9 protein-coding genes and 2 tRNA genes are annotated in these 12638 nt (G+C 49.0%); 8 read left to right on the top strand and 3 right to left on the bottom strand.

Features of this window, described 5'->3' with window-relative positions; all coding sequences use genetic code 11:
• The first annotated feature begins 17 nt into the window (after positions 1-17).
• Both NX720_RS24135 and NX720_RS24130 read left to right on the top strand, forming a co-directional pair.
• Positions 18-524, top strand: coding sequence for a GNAT family N-acetyltransferase (locus tag NX720_RS24135; protein ID WP_262598087.1), 507 nt, complete (start codon positions 18-20; stop codon positions 522-524).
• Between the two features lie 224 nt (positions 525-748).
• Positions 749-1153 carry a VOC family protein gene (locus NX720_RS24130; RefSeq protein ID WP_262598085.1) on the top strand — a complete coding sequence of 135 codons (405 nt, stop codon included), beginning with the start codon at positions 749-751 and terminating at the stop codon, positions 1151-1153.
• 212 nt (positions 1154-1365) lie between these two features.
• Here NX720_RS24130 and NX720_RS24125 read toward each other — a convergent pair whose 3' ends face one another.
• Positions 1366-2121, bottom strand: a complete 756-nt coding sequence (locus tag NX720_RS24125) for a Mut7-C ubiquitin/RNAse domain-containing protein (RefSeq protein WP_262598084.1) — start codon at positions 2119-2121, stop codon at positions 1366-1368.
• Between the two features lie 59 nt (positions 2122-2180).
• Between NX720_RS24125 and NX720_RS24120 the strand changes: the two genes are divergently transcribed.
• Complete coding sequence (locus NX720_RS24120) at positions 2181-4550, top strand: DNA polymerase II (protein ID WP_262598083.1); 2370 nt, start codon at positions 2181-2183, stop codon at positions 4548-4550.
• 152 nt (positions 4551-4702) lie between these two features.
• Here NX720_RS24120 and brnQ read toward each other — a convergent pair whose 3' ends face one another.
• Complete coding sequence (gene brnQ, locus NX720_RS24115) at positions 4703-6037, bottom strand: branched-chain amino acid transport system II carrier protein (RefSeq protein ID WP_262598082.1); 1335 nt, start codon at positions 6035-6037, stop codon at positions 4703-4705.
• A 528-nt stretch (positions 6038-6565) separates the two neighbouring features.
• Here brnQ and NX720_RS24105 point away from each other — a divergent pair.
• The 4 genes from NX720_RS24105 to NX720_RS24090 all read left to right on the top strand — a co-directional run bounded on the left by NX720_RS24105 (position 6566) and on the right by NX720_RS24090 (position 10414).
• Positions 6566-8419 (top strand): aspartate ammonia-lyase, encoded by a 1854-nt coding sequence (locus tag NX720_RS24105; protein WP_404831030.1) that lies wholly within the window; start codon positions 6566-6568, stop codon positions 8417-8419.
• A 159-nt stretch (positions 8420-8578) separates the two neighbouring features.
• A tRNA-Cys gene (locus NX720_RS24100) sits at positions 8579-8652 on the top strand.
• Positions 8653-8702: 50 nt separating this feature from the next.
• Positions 8703-8776, top strand: a tRNA-Cys gene (locus NX720_RS24095).
• Positions 8777-8965: 189 nt separating this feature from the next.
• Entirely contained in the window at positions 8966-10414 is a 1449-nt protein-coding gene (locus tag NX720_RS24090; RefSeq protein ID WP_262598081.1) for a cobyric acid synthase, read from the top strand.
• A gap of 12 nt (positions 10415-10426) precedes the next feature.
• Here the strand turns inward: NX720_RS24090 and NX720_RS24085 are convergent, their stop codons facing one another.
• A complete protein-coding gene (locus tag NX720_RS24085; protein WP_262598079.1) occupies positions 10427-10837 on the bottom strand; it encodes a hypothetical protein in 411 nt (136 codons plus the stop codon).
• Positions 10838-11122: 285 nt separating this feature from the next.
• Here NX720_RS24085 and NX720_RS24080 point away from each other — a divergent pair, with 285 nt between their 5' ends.
• Positions 11123-12619 carry a CoA-acylating methylmalonate-semialdehyde dehydrogenase gene (locus NX720_RS24080; protein WP_262598078.1) on the top strand — a complete coding sequence of 499 codons (1497 nt, stop codon included), beginning with the start codon at positions 11123-11125 and terminating at the stop codon, positions 12617-12619.
• Positions 12620-12638 lie beyond the last annotated feature (19 nt).

Genomic DNA, 12638 nt, shown 5'->3' with positions numbered 1-12638 from the left:
TTGGCGGAGCCTGCACCGTGGGAGTAATCAGGGCACCGGAATTACTGACAAAAGACCACAAAATAGACGATTTTGATTGTGGCCATGATGTACTGACGGAATGGTTGAAAAAAACAGCCCTGAAAAATCAATCTGCCAATGCCAGCCGTACCTTTGTTGTGTGCAAAGGCGATAGGGTTGTTGGTTACTACGCACTGTCCAGCGGCAGTATTGAGCGAATGCAAACACCAAAATCCCTTGCCCGGAATATGCCGGACCCGATTCCAGTGACGGTGCTGGGGCGACTGGGCATTGATCAAGAGCATCAGGGAGTGCGTATTGGCTCGGGTTTGTTGAAAGATGCCATGATGCGAACACTGGTTGTATCCCAACACGTCGGTGTCAAAGCCATGTTGGTTCATGCTATTTCCGGAGAAGCCCGGCAATTCTACTTTCAGTACGGGTTTAAGGGATCACCATTTAACCCTGTGATACTCATGCTTCCGATTAAACATATTGTTGGTTTATTTCCCAATCAGAAATAGCGCATGCATCATAGGTGATTGTGACGGAATGTATAGAAAAAAATAGGGCTAAAAGTTGCTAAGAAGCTCGTTTTGAACCAGATTTTCCAGTTCAAACATAGAGTTCAGAGGCTCTTTTGTGGCTGTTTCTTGAAGTCTGACAATGATATCGCACTGATCAGAGGCTCTCCCTCTGACTCACATATTGAGGGAAAAGGCAGGGTTCCATCAGCCGGAGGTGAACAATGATACCAGTCAAGAGAATTAACCATGTGGGCATTCGGGTAAGCGACCTGAAGACGAGCAGAGATTTTTATGAACAGCTCGGTTTTCGATTTCTGGCAGGCCCTGTAGGACCGGAGCCGGTTGCCATTATGGAGCACCCCTGCGGTATCAATCTTAACTTTATCCTGAATGCAACGGTTCAGCCGGGAGAGAATATCCTGATGGATATTGACCGGAAGCATCCGGGCTATACCCATATGGCGCTTGAGGTGGATGATATCAACGAGGTTCAGGAGCAGTTACATGAGCTTGGGATTGCTATCACGGGAGGCCCCATTTGCTCAGAGAGAGGCTCGATACTGTTATTTATACGTGATCCTGATCGCAATGTGATTGAGTTTCATCAGCCAGCGGGTAAACGCTGAAATGCGTTGGTACGCTGAATCAAGGCCGACGCACAAGCAAATCCCGGTGTCACACATTGGGACTGAGACTCCTAAGGGGAACGGCAGGTTAGAATATACCACTGTTGGCTATTAGCTTTTGGTGGTTGGCTGTCTGAGCAGCTAATAGCCAACCGCCAAAAGCCCGGTAAGACATTGAATGCTGCGCCCCTAAGGTGTGACTGAAAGTAACATCATATCCGTAACCACTCTCTCAGCCTGTGGTAATGAGAGCCTTTCCAGTAAACCTGCAGGCAACCCCGGCACTGATAAAACTCGGTATAGTACAAGCGGGTCTGCTCCAGCAGGTGATGGCGAATCAGGTCAACCGGTACCGACATCAACCGATCATTACACGTACTGCAACGGGTGAATGGTTTGAACTGTTTATCTAACTGAAGTGCCTCAATCAGCTCTTTTAATTGCAGGCGGGGCTGGGTATTTCTCGGCCAGTAACCATGGGTGACCTGATGGTATTTCAGAATACCCAGATCACGGGTGAGGATAATCCGGTGTTCTTTCAGGGCAATATCAACGATTTCATGGTCGCTGTAATCGTTGCGATACAAAGTGTCAAAACCGAGAATCCGCAAGTATCTCGCTAGCTTGCCCAGGTGAACATCGGCAATAAAGCGGGTCTGCCTTAATGGTTCCGGCCGCAGCCGCTGCAAACCTTTTAAGTCCAGTCGTTCAAAGACGGGGTAGACTGAAACTTCTTCCTCTCCCTTCAATCTGTAGGCAAAGTTGACGGAACCACCATTCACCAGAATCAGGTCGACTTCAGTATGAGGCACCTGTTGCGCTTCAATCAGATCCTTGACCGATGGTGTTCCAATAAACCCGTGAACCGTTGGTTTAAAACGCCGGACAAGAGGCAGGTAATCATTCAGCTCGGCATAAAACCGGAACCGGGCTTGCCTTTGAATGAAGGGGTGGCTGCTGGTGTTCATACAGCGATTATATGGTAAAAATGCGAAATGGAAACTTTGCTTAGTCTGGAAACTATTCATTGAACAACACCAAACAGGTCGTTCATCAGGGCTTTGCGCTTCAGCGCAGTAGCCGGGATCACAATGGGCACACCGTTATTTCACTTTGGGTCATCACTGATAGTGGACCTGCGCGACTTGCCATAGAACGTGAAAAACCAGTCTTTTTTGTGGCATCTGGCAGTCAAGAAAAAAATGCGGTTGACTTGCTGGAGGCAAAAGGAATTGTTCACGACACCAGACCTTTAACACTGGTAAATTTTGAACATCAGCCTGTCACTGCCTTCTATTTTTCAACGCTTGATGCCTTCTACCGTGGTCAGGAACTGCTCAGGAAAAACGGTGTTAGCCTTCTGGAAAGTGATATCCGCCTCCATGATCGTTACCTGATGGAACGGTTTGTTTACGGTGGTATCCGTTTTATCGGAACTCCATTACCCAGACAGGGTTTTACCGAATACCGTAACGTTCGTATTAAACCCTTTGAGTACCTGCCGGAATTCAAAGTTCTCTCTCTTGATATTGAGTGCTCTGCCAAGGGCGAGCTGTATTCCATCGGTCTGTCAGGATGTCAGGCCGATGTTGTGCTGATGATCGGGAGTGAGCAACCAGACAGCCCGGACTGGATTTTCTGGGTTAATGATGAGCAGGCACTGCTGAGTGCTTTTGAGGAGGCTGTTCAACACCGTGATCCGGATATCATCATTGGCTGGAATGTAATCAACTTCGACTGTCGTCTGTTAGTGAGGCGAGCCGGGAAATATGGCATTAGGCTCCGGATTGGTCGTCATGGTGAGGCTGCCCGCTGGCGGGAAAAAGCGGATACACAACAGGGTTTTATTACCGTGCCGGGAAGGGTGGTGCTTGACGGCATTGATGCCTTGAAGTCAGCCACCTACCAGTTTGACAGTTTCAGTCTCGAATCCGTCGCCCGGCAGCTATTGGGGAAGGGCAAAGAAACCGAAGACGTTGATAATCGTATGGCCATCATCGACCACGATTTTCATCATGACAAAGTTAAACTGGCAAAGTACAACCTTCAGGATTGCCGGTTGGTGGAAGAAATATTTGACCATACCCGTGTACTGGATTTCCTGCGCCTGCGCAGCCAGCTGACTGGTTTGGAGCTGGATCGTATCGGAGGTTCAGTGGCAGCCTTCACCAACCTGTATCTGCCCAGACTGCACAGGGCAGGCTATATTGCACCGTCTTTGCCCAAAGACGGAGGGCTTGCCAGCCCCGGTGGTTATGTGATGAATTCCAGGCCGGGACTGTATCGTAATGTGCTGGTACTGGATTTTAAAAGTCTCTACCCCTCTATTATTCGAACCTTCAAAATCGATCCGATGGGATTGATCGAAGGGCTGAAAGCACCGGATAACGCGATTCCCGGGTTTCGTGGTGCCCGCTTTTCAAGAGACAAACACTTTCTGCCCGATATTATCACCTCATTGTGGCAACAGCGGGACGAAGCCAAGAGTGAAAAAGATTCCGCACGCTCACAGGCCATCAAGATTCTGATGAACTCATTCTATGGTGTACTAGGCTCCGGTGGTTGCCGGTTTTACGACACACGCCTTGCCAGTTCTATTACTCTGCGTGGGCATGAGATTATGCAGAAAACCGCTGGCTGGATTGAGGCGGCGGGGCATCAGGTCATTTACGGTGACACGGATTCAACCTTTGTATTGCTGGATGCGTCACTGTCGGCAAAAGAGGCTGAACGGGCAGGGCATTCGCTGGCCAGCATGATTAACCAGCACTGGCAGCGGGTGTTGCGTGATGAATTCAACCTGGACTGTTATCTGGAAATAGAGTTTGAAACGCTCTACCTGCGCTTCCTGATGCCCACAATACGAGGTGCCGAGACTGGCAGCAAAAAACGATACGCTGGCCTGAAATACACAACAGGGGGCGAACAACTGGTGGTTAAAGGGCTGGAAACCGTTCGCTCCGACTGGACGCCTCTTGCCAAAGCCTTTCAGACGGAACTTTTACTTCACGTATTTTGCGATCAGCCACCCATTGACCTCGTCAGGGATTACGTCCGACAAACTCTGGCTGGAGAGCGGGATGAACAACTGGTTTACCGAAAACGGCTTCGGCGGAAGCTTGATCAGTACGTAAAAAATGTGCCGCCCCAGGTGCGGGCAGCCCGGCAGGCTGATGAGCTCAACAGAAAACTGGGTAAAGCCCAGAAATACCAGAACCGGGGCTGGGTCAGTTACCTGATGACCGTGAATGGCCCTGAAGCGGTGGAGTATCAACAGAGCCCGATTGATTACCAGCACTACATTCTTAAGCAGCTGAAACCAGTGGCAGACGGGGTGCTGCCCTTTGTCGGGCTGGATTTTTCGACACTGGTGGATGATCAGATGGGTCTGTTCTAAAGTTCTGTTTTAATTTCAGAAAACCTACAGCATTTGCAACACTGTATTTTGGTGGAGTCATTAACAGCATGTGTATGTGGTCGCTTTGCGGGTAATAGTCCATTGTTTAAAAACAGCCTCTGACCAGACAGAGGCTGTGGTCGTCTATCGAATCAGATTGCTTCAGGGGCTTTAGTGGCAGATCCTGTCAGTACAGATATCAGACTCTGTACCACGATGGCAGTAACGCATGGAATTAACCAGCTGGTGTGTGCCGTATAAAGTGGCAAATTCGCTGCAAAAAAGCTGTCCAGAGAGGCGGGAATAACTCCAATAATACTCATTGCGTCAATGGTGCCAAAAACCAGAGTCAGAATCATTGCGGCGTTATGTGCCGGTTTTACCTGTGGGAAATGGTGAGATACAACTGACGCCAATACCAGGGCAAGGGCGACAGGACACAGAATCAGTATGCCTGGCAAACTAAAGGTGATGATCTGATCCAAGCCGAAGTTAGCGATGAAGCAGTTTACAATCACCACCACAAGCGCGACTTTTGTCTGATTCACTTTGAAGGTTGAGCTGAAATACTCAGCATTAGCCTGGGCTACACCAACGGCCGTACTCAGGCAGGCGAGAATCATAATGGCCGCCAGCAACAACTGACCGAAACCACCAAAAATTTCATAAACGTACAGGCTTAAAATTTCACCACCGTTGGTAGCTCCCTGGGCAATAGTATTGGCGGTTGCGCCAACATAACTCAGCGCAAGGTAGCATCCACCCATCAACACTGAGTAAATCATGGCGATATGCATCGTCGATTTTGCAACCTGAGCGGAAGAAGTAACACCCCTGCTGTTGATGGCCTGCATGATAACCCAGCCATAACCAACAGCACCCAGGGCGTCCATGGTCATATAACCCTGCATCATACCTTCGGTGACGGGTGTGATAGCCAGTTGATTGACTGGTTCTGCAATGCTGCCTAATGGGAATAACAGTGCTGCCACGCTAATCGCTGCCAGTATGGCAATCATGGCCGGAGTCATCAGTTTACCAATCCAGTCCACCAGCTTTTGTGAATTATACGTCAGGAACAAGATAACCAGGGAAAAGACAATGGTAAAAGGCAGCAGATAGTCGCCTTCCACAAACGGGCGCAGACCCATTTCGTAAGCAACAGTCACGGCACGGGGCATGGCAAAAGCAGGGCCAATGGCAATAAACAGCGACACCCAGAATGCACGACCTAAACCACCTGTAAGTGGTGCGGTGAACTGGCAGGCTTTTCCCACCATACCCAGAGCAACCATAATAAAGGCAGGCAGTCCGACAGCAGTAAAAAGAAAGCCAGCCATGGTTGGCAGCAGGTTGGTTCCGGCCTCGAGTCCAAGGGCGGCTGGGAAGATCACGTTTCCTGCACCGAGAAACAGTGCAAACGTCATCATGCCGATAACGATAGTGTCTTTAAAGCCTAATGCTTTATTGTCGGTTGAGTGTGCCATGGGCAGTCCTGACTCTGATTTAAAATGGATTCTTTCAGGAGCTGGCGAGGGAGAAGTAAGGGGAGGGTAAGCTTTCTTCCGCCAGCTATGCTGACAGAAAAATTACACCGTCAGCTAGTTGCTAATTGCTAGTAGCACAACGGAAATGACTAGAATGACAGGTGCGGCAATGCGAGCTTCGGAAGAAGCTTTTTCAAGACGCATGGCAAAACCTGACAACATTTACATTTCCTATAAGTAACGGTGTGTTTTTCCACAATAGGGTATAAAGCCTGCTTAAGTAAACCGGTATAAACACCTACTCGCTGTTTGCGGCTGCATTTACACTGTTTCTCAGTTTCTGCTCCTTCGTCACATAACAGCCTTAACTTTAAGGCGTATCTTTCAAATCTGTCTAAAATGCTAATGGCTGGCTAGCGTCTCACTGTCGTTAAGAAGCGTTCATCAAAATACGACTTATGATGAATGACTCTCCCTCGCCCTATGGTTATCAGTGGGCTCTACTCCACGATCTACAGGTCTATCCGAATGAGCACAGTAGCAGAGATTATCTCTAAAATACCGCTTCTTCAGGAGCTTGAAACTGAACAGGCAGAACAGGCTGCCAGGCTATTTTCAGTAAAGCGTTTTGCCGCAGGAGAGGTGATTCATAAAGAGGGCACCCGCCGTGACCAGTTGGTGCTTATCCAGTCCGGAAGCGTAGAAATACTGCAACTGAGGGAAGGAAATCAGCCATTGATCACCTATGGCCCGGACGACGTTCTTGGTGAAGGCGTGCTGTTGGGGGATGCAGACTATTTTACTACAGCTATCGCCAAAACAACCGTAGACAGCCTGGTGGCAGATGGTGAAAAGCTTCGGGAGATGCTCGACAGCGATGACGCTCTGAAAATCCGAGTCTATGGTCAGGTCATTGATGACTTGCTGGTGCGTATGACCCGACTTGCACCGCGCGGCACTCGGGCATCGCTGGAACTGTTGCCTGGCAATACCCGTATGGAAAAAGACCTGCTGGGTGATAAAGAAGTACCGGCTGATGCCTACTTCGGTATTCAAACCGCAAGGGCTATGGATAACTTCCAGATTTCCGGAATTCCCATCTCCCTTTATCCAGACTTTATTGCCTCTTTTGCCTTGGTGAAAATTGCAGCCGCTAAAGCTAACCGTGACTGTGGTGTAATCAGCAATGATGTGTGCGAAGGCATTGAAGCAGCAGCCCATGAAATTATTCAGGGAAAATGGCTCGAACAGTTTTCAGTGGATGTTATTCAGGGTGGAGCAGGGACTTCAACCAATATGAATGTTAACGAGGTCATTGCTAATCGGGCGCTTGAGTTAATGGGGCATGAAAAAGGTGACTACGAGTACTGCCGACCAAACGACGATGTCAATGCTTCCCAGTCGACCAACGACGTTTACCCGACCGCACTGAAACTGACCATGCTGACCAGTAACCAGAGACTACTGGCAGAACTGAAACGACTGGTGGCTGCATTCCGTGCCAAAGGACAGGAGTTTGAAGACGTTCTGAAAATGGGCCGCACTCATCTCCAGGACGCCGTCCCCATGACGCTGGGTCAGGAGTTTGAAGCTTTTGCTTTAACCATAGAGGGCGAAATTGCTGGTTTGGAAACAGGTGCCAGAATGCTGCTACACATTAATATGGGTGGCACGGCTGTCGGTACCGGCCTGAACGCCCCATCAGGCTATTCTGACAAAGTCGTAGAGTACCTGCGCAAAGAAACGGGTTTCCCATTCGAGCTGGCGCTGAACCTGGTGGAAGCAACATCAGATACCCAGGGGTTTGTCACTTACTCGGCACACCTTCGCAGCCTTGCTATTAAACTCATTAAAGTCTGTAACGATTTGCGCCTTATGGCGTCAGGGCCACGTTCCGGTTTTAGTGAGATTAATTTACCCGAGCGTCAGCCCGGCTCGTCTATTATGCCGGGCAAGGTGAATCCGGTGATTCCTGAAGTGATTAACCAGGTCTGTTTCAAGATAATGGGCAATGATCTTGCCGTCAGCATGGCGGCTCAGGCTGCGCAGTTGCAATTGAATGTTATGGAGCCCGTTATAGCCGCTTCAGTACTGGAATCGATTCGGATGATGATGAATGGTTCATCTACGTTAAGAAACAATTGTATCCAGGATATTACTGCCAACCATGAAAAATGCAGGCATTATGTTGATCACAGCGTTGGCGTGGTGACTGCACTGGTTCCGGTTCTAGGTTATAAGCCCTCAACCGCTCTGGCCGCTGAAGCTTTAAAAACCGGTAAAGGCCTGGTTGAACTTATCCGGGAAAAAGGACTACTGACGGAAGCCCAAATTGAAGAAATACTTGAACCTGAACGGATGGCCTGGCCCCTCGGACGGTAAAGATGGCGATAAAGAGCACGATAAAGAAAACGGCAAAAAACTTGCATACCGGTTAAGTTTTACATACTATAGCGCCGCGTTCGCAAGGCACTGTTTTAAAACGAGTTCTTGCTTTTTTAAAGCAGATCGATAGCATTGTAAACGCGTCAGGGACGACAGGGCGAGTTAGCAAAGCGGTTATGCACTGGATTGCAAATCCACGTAGACCGGTTCGACTCCGGTACTCGCCTCCACTTTCTGTTTTCAGCCATTTAGATGTTCTATCTAAATGACGCCCTCATAAGGCGAGTTAGCAAAGCGGTTATGCACTGGATTGCAAATCCACGTAGACCGGTTCGACTCCGGTACTCGCCTCCATTTTCTATCTTCCCCTTTCGTTTTTACAAAATACCTGTCTTTTTTCTATTTCCGTTATAGCAACGGTGTTAGATAATTTGCTGATTCTTTAATATTCTTCCAGAGCAGTTATCTTTCATGTCGCTATCCTCCTCACAAACATCATCACATTTATCACCGCAGCCACAAGCTCTGCCATCACTTAGCCTGATGGTTCAGGGAACTACGTCTGATGCCGGTAAAAGCGTTATTGCGGCAGGTCTGTGCCGGGTACTGAGTCGGCGCGGTATTCGTGTTGCGCCCTTTAAGCCTCAGAATATGGCGCTGAACAGTGCCGTAACCATTGATGGTGGTGAAATTGGTCGAGCCCAGGCGGTTCAAGCTCAAGCCAGCGGTATTGAGCCTCACTCAGATATGAACCCGGTATTGTTAAAGCCGAATTCAGATATCGGTGCCCAGGTGATCGTCAATGGACGCGCCATTGGTGAAATGAATGCTGTTACTTACCACGAGTTCAAACCTAAAGTCCTGAAGGCTATCCTCTCTTCCTATGAGCGCCTGCAAACCAGTTATCAGGCAGTTGTCGTGGAAGGTGCAGGCAGTCCAGCAGAAATTAATCTGCGGGAAAATGATGTTGCCAATATGGGGTTTGCTGAGACCGCTGACTGTCCGGTTATTATTGTTTCGGATATTGACCGTGGTGGCGTTTTTGCCCATCTCTACGGTACATACAAACTCCTTTCCGCGTCAGAACAACAGAGAGTAAAAGGCTTTATTATCAACCGATTCCGGGGGGATATTAAACTGCTTTATTCAGGTCTGGAGTGGTTGGAGAAAGCGTTGGGAAAACCTGTTCTGGGGGTATTACCCTATCTGCACGGCCTTCATCTGGAAGCGGAAGACGCTGTCGCTGAACAGCAACTCAGCAACCGCAGCAAAGACAAGCTGGTGATTGCAATACCCGTCATTAGTCGTATGAGTAACCATACGGATTTTGATGTACTGCGTCTTCATCCTGAGATTGATATCCGCTTTGTCAGAAAAGGTCAGGCGCTGCCAGCCTGTGATCTGGTCATTCTGCCCGGTAGTAAAAGCACTCGTACCGATCTGGCGTTTATTCGGGACAATGGGTGGGACGACGATCTGCTCAAACATCTTCGTTACGGTGGTAAAGTCATGGGGATTTGTGGCGGTTACCAGATGCTGGGTCATTGGGTACATGACCCGGAAGGCGTTGAAGGGGAGCCCGGAAGCTCAGCAGGTTTTGGTCTACTGGATCTGGAAACGACCATTACTAAAGAAAAACAGTTGCGTCGTGTATCAGGAGAACTGAGCTTTCCGGATCAACCTGCCGTGAGAGTAACCGGCTATGAAATCCATGCAGGAGACACATCCGGTACAGCACTGGGGCAACCGCTGATTCAGCTGGAACAGCATGTGGATGGCGTGCTGTCAGAAGATCAACAGATATTTGGTTCCTATCTGCATGGTATTTTTGATCATGCTGAAGCCTGCAAAGCTATTTTGCGCTGGGCAGGCAAACAGGACATCGACATTCCCGACTATGAGCAAATCCGTGAAAAGGGTATTAACCGGATTGCCGATGCCATTGAAGAACACGTTGATATGGAACAGCTGTTATCTGCAATGAGCAGTTAATACCGTGAGAACTCAGCGATGTGTCGCCTGTTCCGGATGCAGCTCGATCCAGAAACAACCACTGTTGTGTAAGTACAGATCCAGCACCTGACTTTTATGAGCTTCCTGATAGTAACGCAGGGTGTCCGGCAGATAAGCACCATTATCAGAATAAAACTTTATACGCCTGAACTGTGTATCCATGACCCTGATATCAATTGCGTGATCAGAGTCATCATCGGGGAACCGGATTTTCAGGTGTACGCAGTAGATTTGCTCGCTGGCAAACCATTGGCCAATCAACGTAAGTATTGAGTTGAATGCGATATGTTGGAAGCTCTGCCCCGGCTTTAGTTTGAAGTCGAACGTGCAATTGTTCTGTTCAGGAAGAGGCCAGGATTCGATAGGCTCTATGGTCTGCCGATAGATGGGTGAATGCAGCATAAAGTCAACTTCTGCATACTGCTCAGGACTTGCTACTGAGTCCGTACTTTCATTTCTATCCATTCTGCCAAGAGTCATACAAACCTGTGTTGCATGCTGACTCTACACAGATTTTTGGCTTCTGACTCATTAGTATTACTTATAAGGTAATAGTCGCACCTACTCACTCTTTCGATAGTGTTTTCGCATGTGATTTTATCTCCGCTATATTTCATCTCGGCTATAGTAGTACACCGAAACTGTCTGTTATCTTTGATCTATAAAACACAAAATATCGGGTGCTTCATGGCTTATCAGGTTCCTCTGTTTATCAACGGTCACTTTGTAACGTCTGCTTCAACGATAACTCAACCTGTGATTAATCCTGCTACCCAGGAGCTACTGGCAGAGTTGCCCATGGCCACCGATACAGAAATAGAACAGGCGGTAGCCGGTGCCAAACAGGCTTTTCAGTCCTGGAAAGAAACTCCGGTTCCTGAACGCGCACGGCTGATGATGCGTTATCAGGCACTGCTTAAAGAACACCATGATGAGCTGGCTGAACTGCTGGCAAAAGATACCGGCAAGACCTTTGAAGATGCGAAAGGCGATGTCTGGCGAGGCATAGAAGTGGTTGAGCAGGCTGCTAATATTCCCGCCCAGCTGATGGGAGAAACCGTCGGGAATGTTGCCGGAGGCATTGACACCAGTAGTTACCTTCAGCCACTGGGCGTGTGCGTTGGTATTACTCCTTTTAACTTTCCGGCAATGATTCCCCTGTGGATGTTTCCTCTGGCTGTGGCCTGTGGCAATACCTTTATCCTTAAACCCAGTGAACAAGTGCCGTTGACACCGGTACGTTTGCTGGAACTACTGGTTAAAGCCGGTATTCCGGACGGTGTGGTACAGCTGGTTCATGGCGGGCAGAAACAGGTTGAACAGTTGCTGGAACATCCGGACACCAGGGCAATTTCTTTTGTCGGCTCTGCCGCAGTGGCGCAGTCCATTTACAAAACAGGAACCTCCCACATGAAGCGGGTGCAGTGCATGGCGGGCGCTAAAAATCACTGTGTCATTATGCCCGATGCTGACAAAGGGCAAGCACTGAACCAACTCGTTGGTGCTTCAGTAGGCGCTGCGGGTCAACGTTGTATGGCGATCAGTGTTGCCGTGTTTGTTGGCCAAAGCAAGGCGTGGATTCCGGAACTGGCGGACAAACTCAGTACCCTGCGTCCAGGAGCCTGGGATGATACAGAAGCAGCCTTTGGACCGGTAATCAGCAAAGCAGCAAAAGCGCGAATTGTTGATTTAATTCAACAGGGAAAGCATGAGGCCACCTGTCTGCTGGATGGCAGTGATTGTGAGGTAGAGAGCTTGCCCGATGGCAACTGGGTAGGACCGACACTGTTCACTGACGTTACACCGGAAATGGCTATTTATCAGCAGGAGATATTTGGCCCGGTGCTGTGCTGCGTCTGCGTTGACTCGCTGGAAGCCGCGATCCAGCTGGTAAACCGCAATCCTTACGGTAATGGAACGTCTATTTTCACCCGCTCTGGTGGTGCGGCCCGGAAATATCAGCATGAGATTGAAGTGGGGCAGGTGGGTATTAATGTGCCGATTCCTGTGCCTCTGCCATTTTTCTCCTTCACTGGCTGGAAAGGTTCATTTATGGGGGATCTGCACGCCTACGGCAAGCAGGCGGTGCGCTTTTATACCGAAACCAAAACAATCACAACCCGCTGGGTATATAACGAAGAAGAGGCATCCGACCAGCCGAATCTCACCATTCACCTGAAATAGCCATAAAAATAGCTATAAA

It is taken from the genome of Endozoicomonas euniceicola (assembly GCF_025562755.1).
Taxonomy (GTDB): Bacteria; Pseudomonadota; Gammaproteobacteria; order Pseudomonadales; family Endozoicomonadaceae; genus Endozoicomonas_A; species Endozoicomonas_A euniceicola.
This window is presented reverse-complemented; position numbering and strand designations above follow the sequence as displayed.

What these genes read in the sequence shown, in the direction of transcription:
- NX720_RS24130 (WP_262598085.1), top strand. Translation starts at nt 749, where the DNA reads ATGATACCAGTCAAGAGAATTAACCATGTGGGCATTCGGGTAAGCGAC.
- NX720_RS24125 (WP_262598084.1), bottom strand. Translation starts at nt 2,121, where the DNA reads ATGAACACCAGCAGCCACCCCTTCATTCAAAGGCAAGCCCGGTTCCGG.
- brnQ (WP_262598082.1), bottom strand. Translation starts at nt 6,037, where the DNA reads ATGGCACACTCAACCGACAATAAAGCATTAGGCTTTAAAGACACTATC.
- NX720_RS24090 (WP_262598081.1), top strand. Translation starts at nt 8,966, where the DNA reads ATGGTTCAGGGAACTACGTCTGATGCCGGTAAAAGCGTTATTGCGGCA.
- NX720_RS24105 (WP_404831030.1), top strand. Translation starts at nt 6,566, where the DNA reads ATGAGCACAGTAGCAGAGATTATCTCTAAAATACCGCTTCTTCAGGAG.
- NX720_RS24080 (WP_262598078.1), top strand. Translation starts at nt 11,123, where the DNA reads ATGGCTTATCAGGTTCCTCTGTTTATCAACGGTCACTTTGTAACGTCT.
- NX720_RS24085 (WP_262598079.1), bottom strand. Translation starts at nt 10,837, where the DNA reads ATGCTGCATTCACCCATCTATCGGCAGACCATAGAGCCTATCGAATCC.